Here is a 23,141-nt window from a genome sequence, read left to right on the forward strand (position 1 = left end):
ATCATTCCACCTCCATATGATTGACATTATAAATAAGTAACATAATAGTCAAAGCGGCAGCCATCATTGCTATTATAGTCATAATCACGGAGGCATCGTAATCAGGCAAGGAATACGCAACAACGTTACAGGACAGGGATGACAAAATAATTGCGGATATAAGTGCAGCAGGTATGGATTTTTTGATAAATCCTATTCCTGTCGCTACAATGCTTATTGACCCAGTTAAAGTAGCCATGATAAAAGTTGTTATAATGGCATCTTGTATAAAAGCCGTTGTGATTGTTTCTTCTACAATAGGATATATTAATTCGGTGATTCCAAACGTTGAAAATACAATGAGGTTACATGCTGCCATTGACAAGGAGATGAATAAAAAAACAACAGCCAATTTCACCAGAAGAATCTTTTGACGTCTGATTGGATAAGAGAAAAGTAAGATTAAGCGCTGACCTGAATATCCATCAATGATAAAACGTGAATACATGACAGAAGCAAGGATGGAAAATGCTGTCATATGGACAACCCCATATAATTTCACAACATTCGTGTATCCAGAGAAAATCAATAAGTCAGGATCATTCGGTTCAAGTTTTGGTGCATATGCAAATAAATAGATAAATCCCATCATAACGATTGAAATAAGGATAGCTGTCTTGATATAGGTACGCATTTTGATTTGCTTTAATTCAAGTTTCATTAATTCGACCATCATTTACCCCTTAATACGTGAAAAAAGTAATTTTCCAGTCCATCAGGATATTTATTTTTAATCGTGTTAAGATCAACTTCTTCTACAACCGTTCCATCAGCAATGACACCAATCGTATCCGCAATATGTTCAACTTCGCTTAAAATGTGACTGGACAATAAAATTGTCATATTATTGTTATCAGCAAGAGACCGGAATAATGATCTCATGTCTCGAATTCCCAGAGGATCCAATCCGTTGGTTGGTTCATCTAAGATTAAAATCTTTGGTTTATGTACGATTGCCCGCGCAATCCCTAAACGTTTTCGCATCCCCATTGAAAACTGAGAAACAGGCTTATCACCTGTAACATTTAATCCGACATCCTTGAGAACCGAATCGATATTACCATCTTTCATTCCCATATAGGAAAGATGAATCTCTAAATTAGCTTTACATGACAAATGCTCATAAAAGACAGGTGTTTCAATCATACTGCCAATATTCCTCAACAGTTTCTCTCTATATTTAAAGCTATCCATCCCCAAAACCTCTATCCTCCCGGCAGTGGGTGAAAGCAATCCTATTAAAAGTTTAAAAACAGTTGTTTTACCAGCTCCATTTGCTCCTAAAAATCCATAAACCGAGTTTCTGCGGACAGACATATTACAGGATTTAATGACTTCCTGCTGGTTAAATGTTTTGATTAAATTTTCAACATTTACTGCCATTTTACGATCCATCATATCTGTCCACGTCTGAATATAGTTCCTGGAGAAGCCTTTTAGAATTCTGAAGGATTTGTTCATTCATAATATCCACTCCCATTCTTTTCATCATTAATTGAAGAAATTTCAATCGCCGTTCCAACTGTTCTTCACTGCATTTGAAGATTACTGGATCACACCAAAAATTAAACAATAAAACAAAAGCTTCCGCACACTCATTCGGGTATTCAGTTGTGATGGACCCATCATCATTACCTTCTTTTATAATATTAGCAATAATTGGTGCGCTTTTATTAACAGAATCTTTCATTGCTGACACAATAAAATCTGAGCTTTTCATTTGTGTACTAAATGCATTGTCAAGAGAATGTGTCTTATGATCAGCCAAGTCTTTTTCCAACAGATGAGTTAATTTTTCTTTTGCAGACTGAGCATGAATCTCATGTAACCATTGTTCAACTGTTTCTTCCACATGATTTGATTTATTTTCTCTAACAGCTTGGATAATTTCTTCCTTCGTCTTGAAATGATAATATATTGCTCCTTTGGACATTTCAAGAGCCTCGGAAATATCCTGAATACTTGTTTTCTCAAAACCTTTTTCAATAAAAAGCCGCGTTGAAACAGCAATAATTTTTTCTTTTGTTTCTTTTGAATTATATTTTCTCGTCAACTGTTGCATCCTCCTAAAACCGGATGACCGGTATGTTTATTGTTACATAATCTTACTGATTTGTCAAAAAAATTATTCAACAATCTATTGTGTAAGGTAAAGTATGGTTTTACCACGAGGGGGCCAGGATTATTGCCTTCATATGGCTTGTCATTCTTGTAATTCAAGGCCTATATGTGTTTGTTATGGCGGATAAAATTCAACAAGAGGATAACGATGATGATTGATTTCATTCTTGATTACAAATGGTATTTTTTGTTGCAGGAGAAGATTTTTGGCGTTTTCTTTCTGTTCGGTGCAGACCTATCCGTGGTTTTGATTCTTGTTTCCCGCCCCGTTATTTTTCTTTCTTTTATAGAGCACGTAAATCGCATTGCCAGCCACCAATAATACAGAGCCAGTCAAGCACCCATATATAGAAGGTAGATGGGGCACATCAGGCAGAAATACGAGTTGACTTCCAATACTACCCCCGATGAATACCACTAGAGCCATCATGCTCAATCTCCACTCGGAATGTGCAATTTTCTTTATTTTTTCATACTCCCTTCATTCTTCGATATTTTATTTACGGGCTGCAGCATCATTGAACGGCTTCTTTTGGTTTATATTGCTCATAAGACGAGTTAGCACCTCTCCAACTTCAACAATTCGCCTCATTCTCCTTACATTCATGTAAAAACTACTGAAACATTCCATCATTACGCCCAATTCATGAACAACCAAAATTAAAGATGTATTTCTTTATTGGATTTGCCACAACATTCATTCTAGATTATTCCCCATTTGTTTTAAATATAAATAAAGACCATAATCTGTCGGAATAGAAGCATAACCCATCTGTCTTAACATAGCAGTGATATTACCACGATGATATGTTCCATGGTTCACAACATGAAGCACTTGCTCAAACACACTTGTTTCCATCAAATCACCATTCGGGTTTTCAATCACAAGGGGTTTGTCTGAGTTTTCCATTTTACTTAGGAACAACTTGTATCGTTCTGACAGTTTAAGAAACATCGCTTCCATTTCTTCTATTCCCTTTGACACTTTTTCCTCTTTTAGTTGCTTTTGTAGCTTCAATGAATAATTCATACTTTTACCAGAAAATACTTCTATCCACCCAAGATCAGAAAGATAAACATGGGCTAAAACATGAGATATCGATGAAAATACACTTTGAACTTCTTGACGATAAACATCCTTGGGAAGCTCTTTTAGTCGGTTGAAAATTTGTCCGTTTGCCCATTCGTTATAGTCATACAACTGTAATTCAAGCTGCGCCATTTAAAAATTTTTCCTTTCATGTTTGATATAGCACCCTAATTATACACTACCAGATTGGTTTTAAAGCTCTATTCTTATTCCGCGAAAACGCCAGTTTTCCAAAGATAGATTATATCAATAATTATGATGTGCTCTTGGTAAGAATTTGAAAAGAGACCCCAAATTTATCTGTTAAATTGGCAAAAGCAGGACTAAAAGGGGTTTCTGAAAGAGCATGATTTACGTTTCCATCTTCCTTTAAGCCATCATATATTCTTTTTGATTCTTCTGCATCACTTGTCTCAATGCAAATTGTATTTAGATTTCCTGACCTTATAGTTGAACCAGCTGAATCAGAAATCATCAACTTTGATTCACCTATTTTCAGTATGGAAAACGCGACACGATCCTTTATTTCTTCAGATATCTGTTCTGGCTCTGGCATATCGCTGAATTTAGATAGTATAAGTTCTTCTGCATCCAATACACGTTTATAGAATTGAATAGCCTCTTTTGCATTTCCTGGCATAACTAAAAATGGTGTGAGTTGTTTAGTCAATCTTATTTCCTCCTAATATCCGCTAAAATTATATTAGACTTTATTCTAGAATCTGACCCTATTTTGGAACTCTTTAAGTCCAAGCGTATTAGCATAATTTTATCAAACTTTTTAGAAATTAATGAGGGAACAAGGGTACTCTTTGAAACAAGTGGAATATTTTTTAGCAACTGGTGACGATCCGTAGTTTACAAGTAAATCAATCCCTTTTCAATCATTCTTTTGATCCTGATAACCAAATAAAAGTTCGCTTTAATTCGGTTTTCAGATACAATGAGGCGCCAGGCAAAGATTCTAAATTTCCTTTTGAGAGTAAGTAGAATATAAACTAGCTAATTCAAAAGCTATATCTTTTATCTCCTTTTATTCAGATTTGAAAAAAATCTCTAATGCTTTTCTTTTAGTTCAAGGCTCAAAAGGGGACTTCTTGCCGAGCACGTTAAATCAAGATTCAATGATCTCCCTTTTCACCCTTCACAACGTATAATCCAAACTTTTAAGGCTGGTTATATGGTGGCTGCATTTGACTCGTGTAATAATATGGAACGGAAGGGTGATAGTAGGGTTGATAGTAAGCCTGCTTATTGCTGTAACTGCCTCTTCTTTGATTACAATCTGCCGGCGGTCCAATAATGACCGTATCCCTGATTGGCTGCAATGCTTGCTGAATCTGTTCTTTATCAAGGCAATACGTATGAGCAAACACCTGAGGAGGCGTCAAACGAAGCACATCGGAACCCCAAACAGTATTGAGCTCGGATATATCATAAATGGTAAGGACATGTGTGTTATCCTTATTTGCAGCAAAATAATGCCACCAACCTTGTGGAATCGTCACCACTTGCTGGGGTTGGATTCGAATATTGTTCAATTCATTCGTGGATGGATTGATCATTGAAACGATTGTTTCGCCGGTAATACAATAAATTAACTCGGATGCGTTTAAATGATAATGCGGCTCAACAATATTACCGGAACTTAAAAACACGTCAAGCAAAAATACATTTCCCATCGTTTGCATTTGTTCCTTGCCAAGTACATTCACATAATTGTGTTGGTTTTTGGTAAAGAATCTGCTTTGTTCCATGTCATACGAATAGTGCAAATTGGGATTTGTATAATCCATATTGTGTTCAGTCACAGTTGTTGCCCCTTTCTTGTGCTAAATGTTATATCACAGATTATGCGACTATCATAAATACGTGATGGATACCATGAGTCATGTAAGCGTTATTTGTCCAACTTATCGTTCACCTTCGACAATCATTCGCCCCCTGTGTTTTCCATATTCTTCTTGCTATTTTATAACCGGGTCATCCGTTCCTTCGATGACATATTCTCCCTAGTGGTGCAAATCAATAAAAACATCTACAGTCTCAAATTGATCCTGCAAAACATCACGCACCGTCTGTGCATCAGGCGTGATATAGCATCCCGGTTCGGGAGATGAAGCTGGAAAATCCTCAGGCTGTGGTGTATAATTCAAGTCAGGATTGAAGTCCCGATTCATATCGAAGCCTCGGTTGGATGCATAATCCCATTATTAATGTTCATATTTTCGACGATTTCCTTTAAATTAGAGAAAAGGACAGTTACCGACTATTTGTCGTAACTGTCCTTTTTACTAACAAATCGCTATTGAACTATCCTGCCATTAACTTAATAACGTTATTTCAAAAACCTACCATTAGAAAAATGCGTTGTTCCATTAAATGGCCTGATTGTTTTATACCAACCTCCCTCAATAGCATTTACTCAAATCACAAACTATTCATGTTCTTTGTCTAATTGTTGCTTAATGTTCTTTTTCTGACGTAACAGTTTTTGAAATGTTTGATCAAGTTCTTGGGTCGGTTCAATACTTAACTGGCTCAGCACATTCGTTATTTCCATCTCCACTTTCAACATTTCTTCTTCCAGTGGGGTTTGCTCTGCAGCCGGCTCCACTTGAGCTTTCACAAATTCTTGATAGTTGCCTTCGAACGAATAGATACAGTTGTCTTGAAAGGAGAAGACCTCGGAGGCTGTGTTTTCTAAAAAACGGCGGTCATGGGAAACGAATAATACCGTTCCGGGATAATCGACAAGCAGAGACTCCAATGCTTCTACCGCCTCGATATCTAAGTAATTCGTCGGTTCATCGAGAATCAATACGTTTGTGTCACTGACAAATAACTTCCCAAGCGCTACTTTTACTCGTTCCCCGCCACTCAAGACATGTACCGGTTTAAATACATCTTCTCGAAAAAAACCAAGCCGTGCCAAGACAATTCGTATGAGTGTTTGGTTTTGAGACGAAGTCTTTCGAACATTATCCAGTATGGATTCCTTTACATCTAATACCTCTAGCATCTGACTGAAATAGCCGAAAGAGACTGAAGGAGACACGTGAATTCCATCCGCATCTTCTAAGATCATGCGTAAAAACATTGTCTTCCCGCTTCCATTTGGGCCAATGACCGCTACTTTATCGCCCGCCGTAATTGTGAAATCAAATTCCTTCCAAAGCAGCCTATTCCCCGCGATTCCGGTCACCTTGTTCCCTCGGATAATCGTTCGATTTTTAAGCTTCTCTTCATCTGCCACTTGCATTTTGACAGGAGGCAGTTCTTTTATTTTCTCTACCTTATCAAGCTGGTTAATCCGGGATTGAATGGCTTTTACTCCTTGGTTTAGCTTCTTTTGTTTTTTTGCAAAATATGGCTTTGCACCTGTTATTTTGGCTTCGGAAGAGGAAATGTTCTTCGGTTTCTTCGTCGCTCGCTGCGCTTTCTGTTCTTTCTGGTGCATCGCCTCTTCCAATTGTTTTCGCTTCTGAACATATTTCTCATACTTTTTTTATGGCTTTTACGAGACGCTAGTTTTTGTTGCTCATAATCCGTGTAATTTCCAGTATAAAAATGGACTTTCTCATCTTCTATTTCCCAAATTTGTGTACAAAGCGCATCCAAAAAAGCACGGTCATGAGAAACAATAATCATTGCTCCCTTCTGTTCTTGCAACTGCTTCTCTACCTTTTCTACGTTTACTGTATCAAGATGAGTCGTTGGTTCATCGGCGAGAAGGACAGCTGCTTCTTTAGCTAGTGTTTCGTAAATAATCGCCTGGGAGATTTCTCCCCCGCTCTTCTGATGAACCCAAGGTTTCAATTGAGGAAGCAGAGATACCTCAGCGTTTTTAGCCACAGTTCCTGACTCAGGCTCCACATTTCTCGCAATAACGTTGAGTAAGGTTGTTTTCCCTGAACCATTTCAACCAACCAGCCCAATTCGATCTTTAGGATAAATGGTTACATGATTAACATAAAATAACGTACGGTCTTTCACTTCACAACGGATATCTTGAAGGTGAATTAATGCCATTCTCATCATCTCCATTTTCAATATAGATGGAGACTAATTTTACAAAATAGCCTCCTATTCATGGATAGACACGTTCAGAATAGGAGGCATAGGTATACATATATCAGGCAGTAAACCTTTTAGACCCTACTAATCCTATTCTGAACAGTGATGAATTCCATGCAAAAGAAAACCTCTTATCGAAAGGTTTTGGCATATGCATTCATCTGTTCTAAAAAATAGGATTAGTACTTCATGAGCCTACAGTTCCCCCACTTTCTTTTTGTTACTACTTATTTTAGTTTCTGGCATTTTGGAAGTCAAGTGACGTCTCTTTCTACCTATCTTGAGCAACAATCACGCAACAGTTTAATTATTATAGCGATAGGTAAGCCTTTTCCGCCTAAACCATCAATGCGCTCAATCATCAACATATTTGAATTCAACCACCCGATTATTCAAAGAACTTAAATGGGGCATAGTAATATAAACAAGTTAGCAAAGAAAGGTACTAAACTTATGGAAAAAATAATTCTGTGGTTCCTCCTGATACTAGGTATTGCCCTTTTTATCTTTAGTTTAAGAAAACAGCCTATAAAAGATTGGTTGTTGTCTTTTTTACTCACTTCTTACTCAGCATTGATTTTAGGCACAATCGTTGTAGAATTTAAATTGATTAAATACCTTGTATTAAGTAATCACGTTAATGCGGGCTATCTTTACGAGCTTCTGTTATTTCCAGTTATTGGAGTTTACTTTTATCAAACGTCCTATCGTTCAAATTTGCCGGGTATCATTTTCCAATGTGCTTTATACACATCAGGATTAACCATTGTTGAAGTAATTATAGAGGAGTATACCAACATAGTCGAATTCGTAAATTGGCACTGGACATATACGCTTTTAAGCGTTTTTTGCTTCATGCTTGCCATTCGTTTTTTGTTGAAATTAATAAACCGGAAAAACAAATATTAAATATTACCTTGTTCAACATAATGGCCCAATTCGGACACAATGCTTCTTCAACAACTGCGCCCGTTAAGTGAATAGTATATTATTACCCTTAAAAAAACACACTTTTAAATACTTGATAAATGGCAATTCCAACGATAACACCTGATGTAGTGACTAACCACTTTGGCATTGTACGCTTTTTATATATGTTCACTTTGCACACTCCCCTCAAAGTGATAAACAATAGTTAATTACTTTTTATTTTAACACATATTACTCAACAATCTGGCCCTACAATGGCAATTTGGGCGCCGTACTTTATTCCGCAACTGCGCCCGTTAATTTAATACGAATCCCAGTATAGAAGCAAAAAATATAAACAAGGAAACAATAATACTCATATAACCCGAAAATGCTCTTTTATCTTCTTTAAGTTCAACTACTCCAGTAATCAAAAAAGTTATACCTACTACCAACGCCAAGTAAGGGATGAACTCAAAATCTTTAGTTATTAGCATAAAGCCTGCTAACACTACACTAATTATTTGAAAAGTAACTCTTAGTATTTTAAAAATATTTTTCCCTCCCACGACCTTGCCCTATTCAGAAGGATGCACCTATTAGGCTAGCGCGCCCGTTAACTGAACCAGTAAGAAATACACTTTAACTTTCTTTTTTTGAACAGCCCGTTTTATATCAAATACTCCTATTGTTCCGCAAATAAGTACGCCCAGAATAAAAAGGATTGTAAAACCCCAACGGCTTCCCCAGTTTATAAACACATTGTATAAACAAAGCAATGCAATAGTAAGAGAACCGTATTTTTCTCGCCACTTATCAATTTTTGAAAAATACTTTTCGCTCTTTTTACTCAAAACAACTCACTCCCTTACCTATTTCCTATTCCATTAAATTGCCCTTATATACTGAACGGACACCAAGTCTTATTCTGGAATGGCGCCCGTTCGTATTGCTTAAATAAAATTCAAGTAATCCGTTACCCCATAGGCAACCAATCCTAAAATAGATAAGACACAAGTTATAGCACTTAAGAGATATGTTTTACTTTCTTTTTGATAAATCCTTTTCATTATGGTACGAAAAGCGAACACAGCAGTCATACCCACAAAAATAAGTATTCCGAGATGTAAGAATTCATTTATTACTATAATCATCCCAATAAAACTGGTCCAATAGAGTATTTTTTCACCATATTTATGTAGTTTATTTACGTATTTTGTACCTAAATCGGATTCCTCTATATTAAATTTCGCTATTAGCTTTCGATTGATAAATTGATCTAAAACCAGAATAGCAATTAGAATAATAATAAGGACTGCCATTTTAAATGCCTCCTCTTGTAGGCCATCAACTGGCTTCATTAGCGTAAACGTCAATTATTTGTTTCATAATCGACCCATTCCTGAAGATCAACACTATCTTACTGAGTCAACAATTTTCTTCGCATTTATCAATGACAAACCATATTTCTCTCTCAATGATTTAACAGTCTTTACTTCCGTTGAAGTTTTTAATATTTCTTTTGCCTCATTTTTTATATCTTCATATGTCCCAGTATTCTCTAGAAGCCTGGCGTTTTCTCTTTTTAAAATACTGTTTTCACGCATTAAACTAAAGCACCAACACACAAGTGCAATGATAATTAATAACGAGCTAATATCTGACCACGGCATTTTCAAGATCCCCTTTAATCATTGGTTTTGGTCAATGACCTACTTAAATTTTAGCATATTCTTCTCCCCAAAATGGGTCAGTCTCAGAAGAAAAGGACGCAATTCTTATTCCGGAATGGCGCCCGTTTGAAGAATACTTACACACCATCTTTGTAATTTCTATAATGTTGTATTTCTTTTTTCAAAGTACCTTTTCTCGTTTCCACCCATTGAACTTTTCTAAAAGTAATCAAGGATAACACAATCATTAAAAGATAAGCACTATATGAGGGACTTTCGCTATGAATAATATCCAATCTAATCACTCCCTTTTAAAATTTCATCTTAAACAATCTGCCCCGATTACGGCACACATTTATTTGGTTAACGCGCCCTTATATGGAATAAGCACCTTTGTTGAATTTCTATACCTTCCTTTGATAGTTCTCTAAAGTATTGTTTTCATTATTCTTACCTAATTCGAATCAAATGCTTCCCGATAAAATTCCCTTAACTCAGCTCCATTATCCGGCCATTCAGGCGGCTGTGCGTTAACCATCATACCCAATGCATCAAGACAGCGATGCCATCCTGCAGCTGTTGCTGACGCCCAAGACCAGTCATCAAACGTATGCTCAAATGTCATTCGACATCCATCGGAGGTGTTTTGCAATTCGATTCGCAGCAAATCATCAACCTCACGAAAAGCAAAAACCACAGGTGGCTCGAATGCAGTAATCACTCCTTCATACTTCGTTCCTTCTCCATCATCAAAGTCAATTTTGCCACCTTCATTGAGATCCATCTCTCCCGTTGCAAACGGATACCACTTGGTAAAGTAATCAGGATCCGTTATGTAGCGGAAAACTCTCTCAGGTTTATGTGCAAAAAAACGCTCAAATTGCAAAACACAACGACCATCTCTTTCATATAACTTTCCATATTCATTCATTTTTTTCCTCCTCACATTTTTCGATATTAACATAAGTAAAAGCGTGCAATTTTATCCCAGAATAGCGCCGGATGATTGAATACTCATGTTAATAAATTATTCCCGTCAGATAATGATGGCTTTTACATCCATTTTGCATCATTTTCCACTACATCCTTAAATCGATGTCTGGCTATTTCACGGATTAATTTAAATGGTAAAGGCTGGTTCAATTGTAACTGTATCGCACTTTTAGTTGTCGAGAAAGGTTTTAGTTCTTTGTTAAACGTATTAATTGTGGCAGGAGTAGGATAAAAATTTATATGATTCTTAAATGCTCCAACAGTGAACAAAACCCTACGATAAGTAAATGCGGGAACACCCCATTTTAGTCCCTTTTCTGCCTCTGGAACTACCTCAGAAAGACATGTTAGCAAAGCATTTAATGTTCGCTGGGTCTCCAATGGGAATTGAGATACATATTCATCAATATTTTGTGGTTTTTGTTTAGTCATATTTTCAGCTCCATTTACTATTCTTCCTATCTGCAGTTTTCAACAAAATAGCCCTACAATGCCAATTTGGGCGCTATCCTTTATTCCGGATTTGCGCCCCGATTATTTAACAGACCTCTTCTGATATTAGCTATTCGTATTGGAAAAATCGTCAATCGCTTGAACAGCCAGTTCCAATGATTTAATTCTTCTTTCTAAAAGCGTTCTTTGAGGACTACCTGCCTTTGACTTTGCATAACTATTCTCAATTGATGGGAATAAACCAATAAGAATAGTGCGAGCTCCTGCTAGTTCTTCCTGTGTGTAATGATGACTTCTTTGATTCCAAACGCTTTCTAGCATGGCTAAACCGACAGAAACAGCTTTGAGTCGTTTCTTTACCAGGGTAGTATTTGCGCCTTTCTGTGTCATCTGAGACAAAGCACTTTCGAATTTACTAATTGTCGATTGTAAGGATTTTATGGATTCCATTTTATTTACATCTGATACTTTTTCCATGTTAGTACTGTCCTTTCTCGTATTCAACAACTGGCCTTATTCCGCAACCGCGCCCGTTTATTTAAGACGTTTTAGTAATTTTCCTCAATATAGGAAAGTTAGATACAATATCCCTTATTAATCTTGTTAATTTATGTCAAAATAAGTCGAACATTCCCAATAAAAATAAATGAATTTTTTGTTAAAATGATTATAGATGTTATACAGCGTTAGATATCCTTCAAAATTACCAATTACTTGGAGTTGGAGGGAGTCTATGGAGAGAAACTATAATTCTTCTTTTCTAGAAAGTAAATGAAAAGGTAGTATGGGACATTAAGAAACTATAAGGGGGTATTTTAAAATGAAAAAGGTTCTGGTCAATTCAATAATGGTGGCAATGGTTTTTCTAATGATAGCGCCAAGTGTATCAGCGCAATCAAATAGCGTATCGAAAGACAATAGCTTTAAAAATGGTTTTTCCGAAAAACTAATTAAGGAAGTAGACGAATATGTTAAAGTGGCAGGTAATTCTTATGAGTTATCAAACCTAGCCGAACTAAAAACAAAGATTTCAAAAAATGAACTTGACAAAATGAGAAAACAGATAGCTGAAACAAAATGATAACCTTGAAAAGACAAGCGATAATACCTTTAAGGTGGAAATGACAGACAAAGAAATAACTGAAAAAGCTGCTGAACTTGGTTTTGAATTTAACGAATCAGGCCAAAAAGATGGCGAAAACCATTTATTCAATGAAGGAATAAATAGGATTAACGTACACTGGTGGGGTTTTGAAATATGGTTAAGCGAAACATCTGTGTCACGAATACTTACTGGAGGTATTTCTGCAGCGTCTTCTATTTTGACTATTATGGTACCTGGTGTAGGAATCGGTGTCGCAGCAGGTGTTAACACCATTATTTGGAGTATATTCGCCGATCAAAGAGCTAGAGCAGTTTATTTCACATATAATGTGTTTACAGGATCAATAAACAATTTTCGATATCAGTAAAGGGTGAATTAATATTAAAAAAAAGAGAATTATACCTGCAATTGTATTCTTTGCAGTTGCGTTGACTTTAATTTTCATTTTTTTAAAACCGGGTATAATACAGTCATTGTTACTTGGAGTTACTGTATTTTGCTCAGGTTTAATAGCGAATTATGAAAAGCCGGAAAAATAGACTTTTTTGCAGGGATAATTCAAGAAACCTTTGTAAATCGAAAATAACACAGCTCAGTTCACATTTAACTGAGCTGTGTTATTTTCTATATTTTGTTCCGTTAACTGGCCCGAAAATGGTAAACTGGGCGCTGTCCTTTATTCTGGATTTGTGCCCGTTTGATGAACAGTCTGATTACTATATTAACTTATTGTTTCCGGCTCGATAAGGTCCGTATCGTCCGGTATGTAACCTAATTGCCTACTCATTGAAACGATTTGCCCTTTGTGATGAAATTCATGAGTAGCCGCATGTGTATAGAGCCAAAGGGGTTGAACTGTAAAACTAACTATTATTTTTCGCCCGATTGTTTTTCATTTTTTTATAGAATACGTAAATTGCATTGCTAGCGACCACTAATATAGCACCAGTCAAAAAACCATATATAGGAGGTAGATAAGGTATATCAGGAAAAAACACGATTTGACTTCCAATGCTACCCCCGATGAATACCACTGGAGCCATCATACTTAATCTCCATTCAGAGTTTTTGAGTTTCTCCTTTTTTTAATTTTTCATACCTCCTTCCTCAGCCACTTATTAAACAGAATGGCCCGACAGTAGCAAATTGAATGCTGCCTTTAATCCAGAAGCGCGCTCCGTTTGTGGAACGAGTACCAAAACTGTTTTCAGATAATCTTATTTAACGTACAAATATCAATTCAAATTGTTCCTAGTCATCTCTATGTTCCAGAATATCACCAGGTTGACAGTCTAAAGCCTTACAAATCGATTCTAACGTTGATAATCGAATCGCTTTTGCTTTTCCATTTTTCAAAATAGAAAGGTTAGCCATAGTGATTCCCACTCTCTCCGAAAGCTCGGTTACACTCATTTTTCTTTTAGCTAACATCACATCAATATTGATTATAATTGCCATCTCCTCACCTCAGACCGTCAGATCATTTTCTTCTTTTATTGCCAATGCACTTCTTATTAGTTCCTGAAGAATAGCAGCAAAAACTGAAATCACAATAGATCCAAAAATAACCGAAAAACCTAAAAGAAAAACTCCTGGTTGTACAGCGTCTTGTGAGAAAAGGAACAACAGCCCCAATACATCACAAACCATAATTGCAATTCCATAATACTTGATATGCCTTAAAGCGGCTACAGTACGTTCCGTGAAGGGAATTTTCTTCTCAATATAGCTCAACAGTTTGGCGGACTGATACAGTGCCAGAAAAAAGGGGATCATTGTCAGATATACACCCAAAAGAACTGGCACTTTTAAATAAGCATACTTAGGGTAGGTTTTTGCCATTTCCTCTGCCATCCAAGGCACTAAAAATATACACAAAACCAGAACAATGATGCCAATGAAAAAGACCGCCGCCTTTAAAAATGTTGTTTTCCACTTCATAATACAACCCACCTTTTCCGATTATCTAAATTTTATCAGATTTTTTATCGTAACTCAATAAATAAATATTGTTTTAAACTATACTTCTTAATCTTTCTTTCAAAAACATCAAAAAAATCCTTCCCGTTTTGTGTATATGTACAAAGCAGGAAGGCATTTCTATTTATAAAACAGTTTACTTGTTATTCAATTATCTGGCCCTACAATGGCAATTTGGATGCTGCCATTTATTCTGTAAGCGCGCCCGATTGATTAGTAATGTGGTTCATTTTTTCTCAAATTACTCTCCGCAATAAAAAATACAATAAGAGCTACTCCCATAAAAAATGAATTTAATGTGTTAGAAATTAATCCGTACAGAGATAGTGTTATTATGCTTAGGAGTATAACAGTAAAAATAATTCTTAGTCTCAAAAATTTCCCTTTAAAATACTTTGACATACATACTCCCCTTTGTATCCTTGTTCAACAATATAGCCCGTTTCAGAAAGGCGCACTATTCGATTAGCGCGCCCGATTGTTTTACAATGCGCCCCTATCCCTATATAAAAACAGCGTAAGTGTATTTAATAAAATGGTAACAACGACAAGTACTGTTGAAGCAACAGCTACAGCACGCATTTCCGACAGAGCAGACCAGTCTTTAATGTTTACCAAGTAAAGGTTATAAAAAATTTGTAAACATATTGCGATAGCGCAAGTGCTGAAACTAATAATGGTAAGAGCAATCCATTTCTTATTCATCTGTTTTTTACCTACCGCAAGATTAATAATAGGAATTATCCAAGCTACTAATCCAAGTACCAAACTGCCGATGTTAAGCCAACCAGCATCGAACATATTTCATATCACCTTCATTTTTTCTTTCTAACTTCTCCTCAACAATATGGCCCTTATGTATATTACAGGGCGCCAGGTGTTATTCCATTTCAAGGCGCCCGATTATGTAGGATCGAATCTTATCTTTTTATCGAGTCACATTAGCATTAGTTCCAATCCGTTAACAAGAATGGGGAATTCAATGATATAGAGATCGACGAAGAAGGTATTTTGGATTCCCCATTCTTCTAAGCACGTTACCAAAGAGGTATTACAATGACTAAATATCTCCGAGACATCTGCAGCGTCTTTGAGTATTTGCAAAGTGTTCCCTTTTATCATATGCAATCACTTTTCAGGTACTTGTATTCATGAATCAGGACTATGGCCTGATTCAAAAAGAAGCTGCTGACTCTTATTCCATTCTTGCGCCCGGTTGTTGAAAGATACTCACATCAGCCTAATCGATATGACTTTTTAATTTATAAGTAATTTTCTTATCAATCATCCTACACCCATTTACTTGAAAGATACGCTGCATCGGAGTATTTTTATGTCCAGTTGCGCCAACATAGTAGTTGGCACCTATTTCTTTAAGCATATGTAAGGAAAGTTTATGAAGCTTTGTTCCTAATGATTTTTTATGATATTCGGGAACAACTCCAAAGTAAAATAGTCTCCCTTCATCAACAGTTCCTGGTTCTATATGTGGCATAGTGATTCCAATAGGGGTTTTGTCGTCATAAGCGATAAAACAGCTTTGAATATACTCAGAGCCCAATTCAGATTTCATACCTTCAAATTCTTTTTCAATGGAAAGGGAAGAAGAAGCATTCAAAGATTCAGATGCAACCCTTTGCCATACTTCTTTAAATAACTTGGTAGTTGCCTTATCAATCTGTTTTAGACCTATAGCTTCTTTCTCATATAATTCTTCTAAAGAAGTCAAATCACGTTTATAAAAATATTGTATGTCGTGCTGAACAAACCCATATCTCTCCAATAAATCAAGGTAGTTAGCGTTTGATGCTTCATTATTTTCTAAAACGATTGTTACAGAATGGATATTTTCCTTAGTGACGTATTCCATCATTTCATATAGAAGCTTTTCAAAGTAACTCTCAGAAGATACTTGGCCTATATTCTCTACAACAAAATAATTCGGTGTACCATCGAGAAATTTAACATCTGGTATTGTAAACACTACCAATCTCCTTCCTGAAACCATTAAATTCATCAAAATTACTCAATGGTCCATAGGCCAAAGAAGGACGCTTTTTATTCCTGATAAGCGCCCTTTTGCTGAAAGATCGTTCTAAGATCATTCTAAGCAACAGATTGTTTAGTATAATTTATCACGATGCCTTTTCGTATTGAATAACAAATGGTGTGAAGAAAGAACCGACAATTAATATAAGAGATCCTGCACCAATGGTTACAAAGACATTATTGAAAGGGGTAAGGAAATACATAAATATCAGCATTGGTAAAATAGTCAGAATAACAAATGTAAATCTGCCAAAAATAGTTATTTCATGTCTAACACCGCAGCTTTCACATTCAACTGGTTTATACATCCACCAAAACGATTTATAGATTTTACTCCAGCTAAATTGTGCATTGCAGTTTTCACATTTTTGCAAATTAAACCTCCCTCCTTCTACTTTTCTGGAATGATCCATATAGCTTTATATTTATTATATAAACCGGTAATACCTCAACAATAATCACCTTATTTAAACAAGGACTTATTCCATTAAATGGCCAATGGCTCAAGATTAGCGCCAATCTTTATTAAAGATAAGCGCCCGATCACACTTGCTGGAAAAATGCACTTAGACAAATAAGCAAAGCCAAAGAATATGGTTATGAAGTGACGATGTTTTACATTGCACTCAATGACGTTAATCAAAATATTGAAAGGGTTGCAATGAGAGTAAAAAATGGTGGTCATCATATCCCAACTGAAGATATTCTCAGAAGGGATAAAACTTCATTTAAACACCTTTATGAATGTGCTCCTATTATCGATAACCTTATTCTAATTGACAACAGTAAAGACGATGGAGAAATAATATTAGAAATAAATGATGGTAAAATAACTTTTGAAGTTAATCAGCTACCTGATTGGGCGCTTCCTTTATGGCAACAATTTCAAAAAAAACCACCAACAGAACTATAACCAAAACCGATTCTCTACTCCCGGAAAATTGGTTTTGTCATAAAAATTTTGGGTTTATCAAATGTTACTTATTTTCCAGATTAGCGCCCGATTGTTTTACAATGCGCCCCTATTCCGATATAAAAACAGCGTAAGTGTATTTAATAAAATGGTAATAACGACAAGTACTGTTGAAGCAACAGCTACAGCACGCATTTCCGACAGAGCAGACCAGTCTTTAATGTTTACCAAGTAAAGGTTATAAAAAATTTGTAAACATATTGCGATAGCGCAAGCGCTGAAACTAATAATGGTAAGAGCAATCCATTTCTTATTCATCTGTTTTTTACCTACCGCAAGATTAATAATAGGAATTATCCAAGCTACTAATCCAAGTACCAAACTGCCGATGTTAAGCCAACCAGCATCGAACATATTTCATATCACCTTCATTTTTTCTTTCTAATTTCTCCTCAACAATATGGCTCGTATGCTTAAATGACTGTTATGTCAATTGCTTTTAAATCATTCCCATTCTTCCCGTAGCAATCCCATCTTAATTGCATCAAAATATTCACCATCTACCGTTCTCGCATTCCTTATTCGTGCTTCTTCCTGCATTCCAATTTTTTCGGCTACCTTCATCATTCTTATATTCCCTGACCAGGTAGACATACCCAGTCTATGTATCCCAGTAGACTCAAAAAGAAAATCAATCCATAATTTATAAGCTTCCGAACCATAGCCACCGTTCCAAAAATCTTTATGATAAATAACAATACCTGTTTCTAACCAATTTGTATTTTTATCAACCCAATGTGAACCGGTATATCCAATCAATTTTCCTTTCACATCAATAATTAAAGAATCTGGTACATTGGGAAGTATTTCATTGTCTTTCATCCAAATTTCCCTATATTGCTCTATTGTTTTCTTTTCCTCTGGAATATATGGCCCATTCCATTTTTTAGCTGCTTGTTCTTTTTCTTTGTATTTCCAATAATAAAGTTCGTCGATGTCTTCTTTTGTCGCTTCTCTTAATTTAACTTTATCTCCGATTATTTCAACCATATCTTAGAATCATTCTCCCTTGATTTTTCTAGGTAAACCTTATCATTGTTCAATTAAATGGCCCGACAATAGCAAATTGGGCGCTGTCCTTTATTCCGGAATGGCGCCCTATTGCGGAAAAGTGGCTCAAAAGTCTCATTTAAAATAATGCCCGGTTTTAAAATACAAAGCCATAGGAACTTCCAAACAGCAAGGAGACTGTAACACAGCCTCCTTGCTCACAGTTATTTTATAAGTTCATTTATTTTAACTGAACTATAAAAGCCCTGCAAAGATTCCCCTCAACAGGACTTTCCAGAACCATACCCTCAGACTCATTCAACACAACAACCCCAACGACCAATCCATGAATTATCCGAATAGTTTGAGTGCCTGATACCTAAAAGCCTTCCAGCCATTTCTCTTTTAGATCGGGATGGTTATCAATAAATTTTTGCGCAGCGGCTTCTTCACCCATACCTTCCTTAATATCAAGCATCATCTCTTGAGTATCTACTTTTTCAATTGAAAATTGTTCAAGGAACTTATACGCTGCTGGTGATTGTTCTTTAAAATCTTTTCCCGCGACGGAGAAAACATCATCCGGTTCGCCAAATGTTCCTTTCGGGTCATCCAGGATTTTTAAGTCAAATTCATTGAATGTCCAGTGCGGTGTCCACAACGTGACAACAATTGGTTCTTCTTGATCGATTGCATCCGATAAAGCCGCGGACATAGCTGCACCGGAGCTTTCAAGCAGTTCCCAATTTTCATTCAAACCGTATCCGGGCATGACTTCACTTTCCATCAGTTTCATTTCACCTGCTCCGGGACTGATGCCAGTGATTGTCCATTCCAGCTTTTTTCCAATATTATTCGTATTATTTGCCAAGTCTTCAATCGAATTAATATCCTCCATATATGCTGGAACGGCTAAACCGAGTTCTACTTTTTCGGTAACGGTGTTTATTTTTTCAAGGTCATCTTTATATTCCTCCCAGTAACTTCCATGAGTTGTTGGGAGCCATGCACCAACAATCGCATCTGTTGATCCATCACTCAGGCCAGTATATTCAACTCCGACGTCTGTTTGATTTATTTCGGCATCATAACCGATCTCTTCCAGCATTAGTTTGGCTACATATGTATTTGATGTGTTGGACACATAACTATCGGTTCCTAATGTAATGCTTTTTTCCCCGAGTTCTTTGTTGCCATTGGAATCGGCAGCATTGTTACCTTCATTTTCCTGATTGCCATCATTACCATCGCCGCATGCTGCTAACATCATGCACACCAGGAAAATAAAAATGATGCCTAAAAAACGGTATGTTTTCCACATATAAGTGTCAACCACTCCTTTTTTAAAATTCGACAAATACTATTATAAAAAAGTAGTATGTTATAGCCAAATTCCGTTTTGTTTTGTATTTGCGTTAATATGGATATTAGATTGTTTTATCGGGATTTAGAATGCTCGTTCTTTAAATTTGTTCATATCACTAAGCTCAACACCAAAAATCTAAGGTTGACATCATTAAGCAGTCCCTGCATATAAGCTAGATTGCATTCAACTAAACCCGGATTTCATATACTGCCCGATTCCGCGTGAAGTAATAACGACGTTGTAAAGCTTTTTTTATTGTGATGTCCTTCAATAACAGCGTTTGTGAAGCGTAATCGGTGATAGTTTAGTACTTCCGTCTCCCAGTTTTGAATGGTTTTGATACAGGATTCAGCGGCTCATGGCGAATACGGTGCCCTTGTTGATACCACATACCCAATGTTACCTTGGCTTGTTCAGCGTCAACGCTCAGGTCATACCAGTCAATGAATGCCTCTTTCCACTGGTAGACAGCTTCTAATCACCGATCATACTTCAGAATCGTTTGAACAGTAATCTGTTCCTTAGCCGATAACATATCATAACGCTTTTCCAGCAAATGATGATGACGTTTTAATTGCTTGCGTGCATTAGGACTTGAGGGTTTTTTGTTCCTCTTTCATTTATTTCATCGTATGCTCAGCCCCAATTTCCGCACTCATGGAACTGCTAAACTAAAGTAGACCATTTCCGCTAAATAAAAATGAACACTTTCTGGCAGAGGGTAGCAGCGAATGGAGGGCAGCGAATGGAGGGCTGTCCCGAGGGGCAGCCCTCCATTCGCTTTCGAAATTTTTATCCCCCTATCTTCAAATTTTTTCTTCACATTCCTATATAATGTCATAGATATTGAACATTTATACTACATAGAGGAATGGGGAGACGGAAAGGTGGAAAAGTGGCACGTGTACATGGATATTTATCAATTAAAACAGCAAGGGTTTAAGATTCGAAGAATCGCTAGAAAGTTGGGCATTTCAAGGACGACGGTCTATAAGTATCTCGAAAAATCTCCGGAGGAAATGGGTGAATGGATGGCCTCAACCCAGACAAGAAGAAAAAAGTTGGATCCGTATGAAATGCTCATCCAAACATGGCTCAGTGAACATCCGGATCTATCCGCATCACAAATTCATGATTGGTTACTTGAAAGATATACAGATCTAAAAGTTGGCGAAAGCACTGTGCGCCTGTTTGTCAATGAGCTTCGTGAAAAATACAACATTCCTAAAACAGAAGCCATGCGGGACTATCAAGGCCTTCAAGATCCGCCCATGGGTCAACAAGCTCAAGTAGACTTTGGGCACACCGTTCAAAAACACCCGATGGCAAGGAGGTTAAACTCACGTTCATTACGTTCGTTCTCTCGCACTCGCGGTATAAATTTGTCAAATGGCTGGATAGGCCTTTGACAACAAAAGATGTAATTGACTGCCACGAGCAGGCCTTTCACGCTTTTGGAGGGATCCCTTATGAAATTGTTTATGATCAAGATGCCTTAATCGTGGTCAGCGAGAATGCCGGGGATTTGATCTTGACCGAGGCATTTCAGGCGTATCGCGAGGAAAGAAAGTTAACCATGTACGTTTGTCGAAAAGCCGACCCTGAGAGCAAGGGAAAGGTTGAAAATGTGGTCAAGTTTGTGAAAGGGAACTTCGCGAAAAATCGTATCTTCGGCACGTTGGATCGCTGGAAGGAACAAAGCGACGCATGGCTTGAACGAACGGGAAATGGGAAAGTGCATAACACAACCAAAAAAAGACCCGTCGAAGTGTTCGCTCTGGAAAAACAACACTTACGACCGGTCACCACAAAACTGACACTTTCTCGTGTGGATTCCAGTATAACAAGAACGGTTCGAAAGGACAACACGATTTTATACCAATCGAATCGTTACTCCGTTCCTCTGGGCACCTACAGACAAAATAAAATCGTGTACATTCAAACGGACGACCATAGCTTGGTGATCCGTGAACACCAGGAGGGACCTGTGATCGCCAACCACAGTATTAGCCACGGAAAAGGCAAGTTGATTCAAGACAGCCAGCACACACGTGATCGAACGAAGGGGATCGCTGCCTATATGGCGACCATAGCCGAAAAGTTTGAAGACAAAGAAAAGGCCATGACGTTTTTAGAAGCCCTTCACAAGAAGTATCCTCGTTATATTCGGGACCAGCTTCAACTCATGTCGAAAGCTTTGAAAGAGATCGAACCAACCATCGGTGACGAAGCGTTGCACATGTGTATGCAGCAAGGCATTGAGAGCGCCACAGAGTTCGGCGATGTTGTTCAGTACATCAAACGCCAGCGTCAGGTGGACCATGCGGCATTGGATCACACAAAAGAGCCGGTCAAGCCTTTAAATGGGCGGGAGACGTCCGTCGATGATACAAAGCCACAGACGCGAGACGTGAGCGACTATCTCGCCTTACTGGAAGGAGCATCCGTATGACTCAGACACTTGAACAACTTCAACAGCAATTGCGTTCGCTAAGGTTGTCCGAAAGCGCTCAGTACCTGCCTGAACTAGTGCAACAAGCAGAGTCCGAAGATTGGACTTATCGAACGTTTCTTCATCGCCTGGCATCTTATGAGCAAAAACGTCGGGATGAGAAGCAAGTGGAAAAGAGACTGAAATGGGCGGCGTTCCCTTTCTATAAAACGCTGGATGCCTTTGATCTCGACGAGCAGCAGTCCTTAAGCAAAAAGCAGCTGAACCAACTGCAAGAGTTTACATGGCTCGACCAACTGTATAACCTCATTCTCCTCGGACCGCCAGGGGTAGGCAAGACCTTCCTGGCGACGGGGTTAGGGATTGAGGCCATTCACCAAGGATATAAGGTTTCCTTTATATCCATGGGTGACCTCATTCACACCTTGAAAACGGAGGAGTTTACGCGGAAATCGCAGATAAGAATGAAACGTATCAAAGATTCTCATCTGGTCATTATCGATGACTTGATGTATATGGCGATGGACAATCGGGAAGCGAACCTGTTTTTTCACTTGATTAATGACCTCTATGACAAGGCCTCCGTCATTTTGACGTCTAACAAAGGGCCAAGTGAATGGGGAGAATTATTAGGTGATCCCGGCGTCGCTACAGCGATCTTGGATCGCGTATTACACCGAGCAGAAATCATTCATTTTAGAGAGGATGAAAGCTATCGAATGAAGCATCGTTCTTCCATTTTTGAGGAAAAAAGTGTTCACAATTAATTAGCGAAAAGTGTTCATTTTCACTTGACGGTTACAACTCAACTTGGGATATTGTTTTTCAAAGGATTTTACTATCTTCGTGGTATTACAAAAAGCGTACTTTT

Annotated in this window: 30 protein-coding genes and 3 pseudogenes; 8 read left to right on the forward strand and 25 right to left on the reverse strand. The window is 37.4% G+C overall.

What is annotated here, in order from left to right:
- Position 1 precedes the first annotated feature (1 nt).
- Genes AOX59_RS06380 through AOX59_RS06390 form a run of 3 tightly spaced genes read right to left on the reverse strand, consistent with a single transcriptional unit; the run spans position 2 to position 2,092 of the window.
- Complete coding sequence (locus tag AOX59_RS06380) at positions 2-715, reverse strand: ABC transporter permease (protein WP_156418648.1); 714 nt, start codon at positions 713-715, stop codon at positions 2-4.
- Positions 712-1,437 carry an ABC transporter ATP-binding protein gene (locus tag AOX59_RS06385; protein ID WP_237049377.1) on the reverse strand — a complete coding sequence of 242 codons (726 nt, stop codon included), beginning with the start codon at positions 1,435-1,437 and terminating at the stop codon, positions 712-714. Before AOX59_RS06385 ends, AOX59_RS06380 begins: the two co-directional genes overlap by 4 nt.
- Entirely contained in the window at positions 1,424-2,092 is a 669-nt protein-coding gene (locus AOX59_RS06390) for a TetR/AcrR family transcriptional regulator (protein ID WP_068443449.1), read from the reverse strand. Before AOX59_RS06390 ends, AOX59_RS06385 begins: the two co-directional genes overlap by 14 nt.
- 216 nt (positions 2,093-2,308) lie before the next feature.
- On the opposite strand from AOX59_RS06390, the gene AOX59_RS19550 reads away from it, so the two are divergent.
- Positions 2,309-2,482 (forward strand): hypothetical protein, encoded by a 174-nt coding sequence (locus tag AOX59_RS19550; RefSeq protein ID WP_156418649.1) that lies wholly within the window; start codon positions 2,309-2,311, stop codon positions 2,480-2,482.
- A 375-nt stretch (positions 2,483-2,857) separates the two neighbouring features.
- Here the strand turns inward: AOX59_RS19550 and AOX59_RS06400 are convergent, their stop codons facing one another.
- The 5 genes and pseudogenes from AOX59_RS06400 to abc-f form a co-directional block, all read right to left on the reverse strand.
- On the reverse strand, positions 2,858-3,382 hold the full coding sequence (locus AOX59_RS06400; RefSeq protein WP_068443454.1) for a DinB family protein: 525 nt from the start codon (positions 3,380-3,382) through the stop codon (positions 2,858-2,860).
- 121 nt (positions 3,383-3,503) lie between these two features.
- On the reverse strand, positions 3,504-3,920 hold the full coding sequence (locus AOX59_RS06405; RefSeq protein WP_068443457.1) for a VOC family protein: 417 nt from the start codon (positions 3,918-3,920) through the stop codon (positions 3,504-3,506).
- Between the two features lie 496 nt (positions 3,921-4,416).
- Positions 4,417-5,046 (reverse strand): cupin domain-containing protein, encoded by a 630-nt coding sequence (locus AOX59_RS06410; RefSeq protein WP_082684293.1) that lies wholly within the window; start codon positions 5,044-5,046, stop codon positions 4,417-4,419.
- A 219-nt stretch (positions 5,047-5,265) separates the two neighbouring features.
- A pseudogene (locus AOX59_RS19145) lies at positions 5,266-5,457 on the reverse strand (M14 family zinc carboxypeptidase); the annotation flags it as partial.
- Positions 5,458-5,687: 230 nt separating this feature from the next.
- Positions 5,688-7,282 (reverse strand): annotated as a pseudogene (abc-f, locus tag AOX59_RS06415) (ribosomal protection-like ABC-F family protein).
- 450 nt (positions 7,283-7,732) lie between these two features.
- On the opposite strand from abc-f, the gene AOX59_RS19990 reads away from it, so the two are divergent.
- Positions 7,733-8,236 (forward strand): CBO0543 family protein, encoded by a 504-nt coding sequence (locus AOX59_RS19990; RefSeq protein WP_237049378.1) that lies wholly within the window; start codon positions 7,733-7,735, stop codon positions 8,234-8,236.
- A 317-nt stretch (positions 8,237-8,553) separates the two neighbouring features.
- On the opposite strand, the gene AOX59_RS06425 is transcribed toward AOX59_RS19990, so the two are convergent.
- From AOX59_RS06425 to AOX59_RS06455, 7 genes are all read right to left on the reverse strand, one after another.
- The gene (locus AOX59_RS06425; protein ID WP_237049379.1) at positions 8,554-8,805 is read right to left on the reverse strand and encodes a DUF3953 domain-containing protein; all 252 of its coding nucleotides are present in this window, start codon (positions 8,803-8,805) and stop codon (positions 8,554-8,556) included.
- Positions 8,806-8,835: 30 nt separating this feature from the next.
- Positions 8,836-9,090 (reverse strand): hypothetical protein, encoded by a 255-nt coding sequence (locus AOX59_RS06430; RefSeq protein ID WP_068443462.1) that lies wholly within the window; start codon positions 9,088-9,090, stop codon positions 8,836-8,838.
- 99 nt (positions 9,091-9,189) lie between these two features.
- Complete coding sequence (locus AOX59_RS06435; protein WP_068443465.1) at positions 9,190-9,558, reverse strand: DUF4181 domain-containing protein; 369 nt, start codon at positions 9,556-9,558, stop codon at positions 9,190-9,192.
- 93 nt (positions 9,559-9,651) lie between these two features.
- Entirely contained in the window at positions 9,652-9,909 is a 258-nt protein-coding gene (locus AOX59_RS06440; protein ID WP_068443467.1) for a hypothetical protein, read from the reverse strand.
- A 454-nt stretch (positions 9,910-10,363) separates the two neighbouring features.
- Positions 10,364-10,840 (reverse strand): SRPBCC family protein, encoded by a 477-nt coding sequence (locus AOX59_RS06445; protein ID WP_068443470.1) that lies wholly within the window; start codon positions 10,838-10,840, stop codon positions 10,364-10,366.
- Positions 10,841-10,962: 122 nt separating this feature from the next.
- Positions 10,963-11,334, reverse strand: a complete 372-nt coding sequence (locus AOX59_RS06450; protein ID WP_068443473.1) for an iron chaperone — start codon at positions 11,332-11,334, stop codon at positions 10,963-10,965.
- Positions 11,335-11,460: 126 nt separating this feature from the next.
- The gene (locus AOX59_RS06455) at positions 11,461-11,832 is read right to left on the reverse strand and encodes a hypothetical protein (RefSeq protein ID WP_068443477.1); all 372 of its coding nucleotides are present in this window, start codon (positions 11,830-11,832) and stop codon (positions 11,461-11,463) included.
- A gap of 343 nt (positions 11,833-12,175) precedes the next feature.
- Here AOX59_RS06455 and AOX59_RS06460 point away from each other — a divergent pair, with 343 nt between their 5' ends.
- Complete coding sequence (locus AOX59_RS06460; protein WP_068443479.1) at positions 12,176-12,436, forward strand: hypothetical protein; 261 nt, start codon at positions 12,176-12,178, stop codon at positions 12,434-12,436.
- A 40-nt stretch (positions 12,437-12,476) separates the two neighbouring features.
- Positions 12,477-12,827, forward strand: coding sequence for a hypothetical protein (locus AOX59_RS06465; protein ID WP_068443482.1), 351 nt, complete (start codon positions 12,477-12,479; stop codon positions 12,825-12,827).
- Between the two features lie 354 nt (positions 12,828-13,181).
- Here the strand turns inward: AOX59_RS06465 and AOX59_RS19150 are convergent.
- From AOX59_RS19150 to AOX59_RS06505, 6 genes and pseudogenes are all read right to left on the reverse strand, one after another.
- Positions 13,182-13,322 (reverse strand): annotated as a pseudogene (locus tag AOX59_RS19150) (DinB family protein); the annotation flags it as partial.
- Between the two features lie 389 nt (positions 13,323-13,711).
- Positions 13,712-13,918, reverse strand: a complete 207-nt coding sequence (locus tag AOX59_RS06475; RefSeq protein WP_068443488.1) for a helix-turn-helix domain-containing protein — start codon at positions 13,916-13,918, stop codon at positions 13,712-13,714.
- Positions 13,919-13,927: 9 nt separating this feature from the next.
- A complete protein-coding gene (locus tag AOX59_RS06480; RefSeq protein WP_068443491.1) occupies positions 13,928-14,401 on the reverse strand; it encodes a DUF2975 domain-containing protein in 474 nt (157 codons plus the stop codon).
- 522 nt (positions 14,402-14,923) lie between these two features.
- Positions 14,924-15,241: a hypothetical protein gene (locus AOX59_RS06490; protein WP_068443499.1), complete on the reverse strand. Its 318-nt coding sequence runs from the start codon at positions 15,239-15,241 to the stop codon at positions 14,924-14,926.
- Between the two features lie 439 nt (positions 15,242-15,680).
- The gene (locus tag AOX59_RS06500) at positions 15,681-16,424 is read right to left on the reverse strand and encodes a GNAT family N-acetyltransferase (RefSeq protein ID WP_068443506.1); all 744 of its coding nucleotides are present in this window, start codon (positions 16,422-16,424) and stop codon (positions 15,681-15,683) included.
- A gap of 151 nt (positions 16,425-16,575) precedes the next feature.
- Positions 16,576-16,863: a TIGR04104 family putative zinc finger protein gene (locus AOX59_RS06505; protein ID WP_068443508.1), complete on the reverse strand. Its 288-nt coding sequence runs from the start codon at positions 16,861-16,863 to the stop codon at positions 16,576-16,578.
- Positions 16,864-17,099: 236 nt separating this feature from the next.
- On the opposite strand from AOX59_RS06505, the gene AOX59_RS06510 reads away from it, so the two are divergent.
- A complete protein-coding gene (locus AOX59_RS06510) occupies positions 17,100-17,402 on the forward strand; it encodes a hypothetical protein (protein ID WP_068443511.1) in 303 nt (100 codons plus the stop codon).
- A 96-nt stretch (positions 17,403-17,498) separates the two neighbouring features.
- Here the strand turns inward: AOX59_RS06510 and AOX59_RS06515 are convergent, their stop codons facing one another.
- From AOX59_RS06515 to AOX59_RS20675, 4 genes are all read right to left on the reverse strand, one after another.
- Positions 17,499-17,816, reverse strand: coding sequence for a hypothetical protein (locus AOX59_RS06515; RefSeq protein WP_068443514.1), 318 nt, complete (start codon positions 17,814-17,816; stop codon positions 17,499-17,501).
- Between the two features lie 90 nt (positions 17,817-17,906).
- The gene (locus AOX59_RS06520; RefSeq protein WP_068443517.1) at positions 17,907-18,452 is read right to left on the reverse strand and encodes a GNAT family N-acetyltransferase; all 546 of its coding nucleotides are present in this window, start codon (positions 18,450-18,452) and stop codon (positions 17,907-17,909) included.
- 379 nt (positions 18,453-18,831) lie between these two features.
- A complete protein-coding gene (locus AOX59_RS06525; RefSeq protein WP_068443521.1) occupies positions 18,832-19,773 on the reverse strand; it encodes a glycine betaine ABC transporter substrate-binding protein in 942 nt (313 codons plus the stop codon).
- Between the two features lie 245 nt (positions 19,774-20,018).
- Complete coding sequence (locus tag AOX59_RS20675; protein WP_156418776.1) at positions 20,019-20,159, reverse strand: transposase; 141 nt, start codon at positions 20,157-20,159, stop codon at positions 20,019-20,021.
- A gap of 567 nt (positions 20,160-20,726) precedes the next feature.
- Here AOX59_RS20675 and AOX59_RS20220 point away from each other — a divergent pair.
- Genes AOX59_RS20220 through istB form a run of 3 tightly spaced genes read left to right on the forward strand, consistent with a single transcriptional unit; the run spans position 20,727 to position 23,037 of the window.
- A complete protein-coding gene (locus AOX59_RS20220) occupies positions 20,727-21,227 on the forward strand; it encodes a helix-turn-helix domain-containing protein (RefSeq protein WP_237049380.1) in 501 nt (166 codons plus the stop codon).
- Entirely contained in the window at positions 21,224-22,270 is a 1,047-nt protein-coding gene (locus tag AOX59_RS06530) for a Mu transposase domain-containing protein (RefSeq protein WP_237049381.1), read from the forward strand. Before AOX59_RS20220 ends, AOX59_RS06530 begins: the two co-directional genes overlap by 4 nt.
- Positions 22,267-23,037, forward strand: a complete 771-nt coding sequence (istB, locus tag AOX59_RS06535; protein WP_068443525.1) for an IS21-like element helper ATPase IstB — start codon at positions 22,267-22,269, stop codon at positions 23,035-23,037. The genes AOX59_RS06530 and istB overlap by 4 nt, the downstream gene beginning before the upstream one ends.
- Positions 23,038-23,141: the final 104 nt, after the last annotated feature.

This window comes from Lentibacillus amyloliquefaciens, from assembly GCF_001307805.1.
GTDB lineage: Bacteria > Bacillota > Bacilli > Bacillales > Amphibacillaceae > Lentibacillus > Lentibacillus amyloliquefaciens.

Excerpts from the sequence above, each read along its gene's own strand:
- AOX59_RS06380 (WP_156418648.1), bottom strand. The coding sequence starts at position 715 with ATGATGGTCGAATTAATGAAACTTGAATTAAAGCAAATCAAAATGCGT.
- AOX59_RS06385 (WP_237049377.1), bottom strand. The coding sequence starts at position 1,437 with ATGATGGATCGTAAAATGGCAGTAAATGTTGAAAATTTAATCAAAACA.
- AOX59_RS19550 (WP_156418649.1), top strand. The coding sequence starts at position 2,309 with ATGATGATTGATTTCATTCTTGATTACAAATGGTATTTTTTGTTGCAG.
- AOX59_RS06400 (WP_068443454.1), bottom strand. The coding sequence starts at position 3,382 with ATGGCGCAGCTTGAATTACAGTTGTATGACTATAACGAATGGGCAAAC.
- AOX59_RS06410 (WP_082684293.1), bottom strand. The coding sequence starts at position 5,046 with ATGGATTATACAAATCCCAATTTGCACTATTCGTATGACATGGAACAA.
- AOX59_RS19990 (WP_237049378.1), top strand. The coding sequence starts at position 7,733 with ATGGGGCATAGTAATATAAACAAGTTAGCAAAGAAAGGTACTAAACTT.
- AOX59_RS06435 (WP_068443465.1), bottom strand. The coding sequence starts at position 9,558 with ATGGCAGTCCTTATTATTATTCTAATTGCTATTCTGGTTTTAGATCAA.
- AOX59_RS06440 (WP_068443467.1), bottom strand. The coding sequence starts at position 9,909 with ATGCCGTGGTCAGATATTAGCTCGTTATTAATTATCATTGCACTTGTG.
- AOX59_RS06445 (WP_068443470.1), bottom strand. The coding sequence starts at position 10,840 with ATGAATGAATATGGAAAGTTATATGAAAGAGATGGTCGTTGTGTTTTG.
- AOX59_RS06450 (WP_068443473.1), bottom strand. The coding sequence starts at position 11,334 with ATGACTAAACAAAAACCACAAAATATTGATGAATATGTATCTCAATTC.
- AOX59_RS06455 (WP_068443477.1), bottom strand. The coding sequence starts at position 11,832 with ATGGAAAAAGTATCAGATGTAAATAAAATGGAATCCATAAAATCCTTA.
- AOX59_RS06460 (WP_068443479.1), top strand. The coding sequence starts at position 12,176 with ATGAAAAAGGTTCTGGTCAATTCAATAATGGTGGCAATGGTTTTTCTA.
- AOX59_RS06465 (WP_068443482.1), top strand. The coding sequence starts at position 12,477 with ATGACAGACAAAGAAATAACTGAAAAAGCTGCTGAACTTGGTTTTGAA.
- AOX59_RS06475 (WP_068443488.1), bottom strand. The coding sequence starts at position 13,918 with ATGGCAATTATAATCAATATTGATGTGATGTTAGCTAAAAGAAAAATG.
- AOX59_RS06480 (WP_068443491.1), bottom strand. The coding sequence starts at position 14,401 with ATGAAGTGGAAAACAACATTTTTAAAGGCGGCGGTCTTTTTCATTGGC.
- AOX59_RS06490 (WP_068443499.1), bottom strand. The coding sequence starts at position 15,241 with ATGTTCGATGCTGGTTGGCTTAACATCGGCAGTTTGGTACTTGGATTA.
- AOX59_RS06510 (WP_068443511.1), top strand. The coding sequence starts at position 17,100 with ATGTTTTACATTGCACTCAATGACGTTAATCAAAATATTGAAAGGGTT.
- AOX59_RS06515 (WP_068443514.1), bottom strand. The coding sequence starts at position 17,816 with ATGTTCGATGCTGGTTGGCTTAACATCGGCAGTTTGGTACTTGGATTA.
- AOX59_RS06520 (WP_068443517.1), bottom strand. The coding sequence starts at position 18,452 with ATGGTTGAAATAATCGGAGATAAAGTTAAATTAAGAGAAGCGACAAAA.
- AOX59_RS06525 (WP_068443521.1), bottom strand. The coding sequence starts at position 19,773 with ATGTGGAAAACATACCGTTTTTTAGGCATCATTTTTATTTTCCTGGTG.
- AOX59_RS20220 (WP_237049380.1), top strand. The coding sequence starts at position 20,727 with ATGGATATTTATCAATTAAAACAGCAAGGGTTTAAGATTCGAAGAATC.
- istB (WP_068443525.1), top strand. The coding sequence starts at position 22,267 with ATGACTCAGACACTTGAACAACTTCAACAGCAATTGCGTTCGCTAAGG.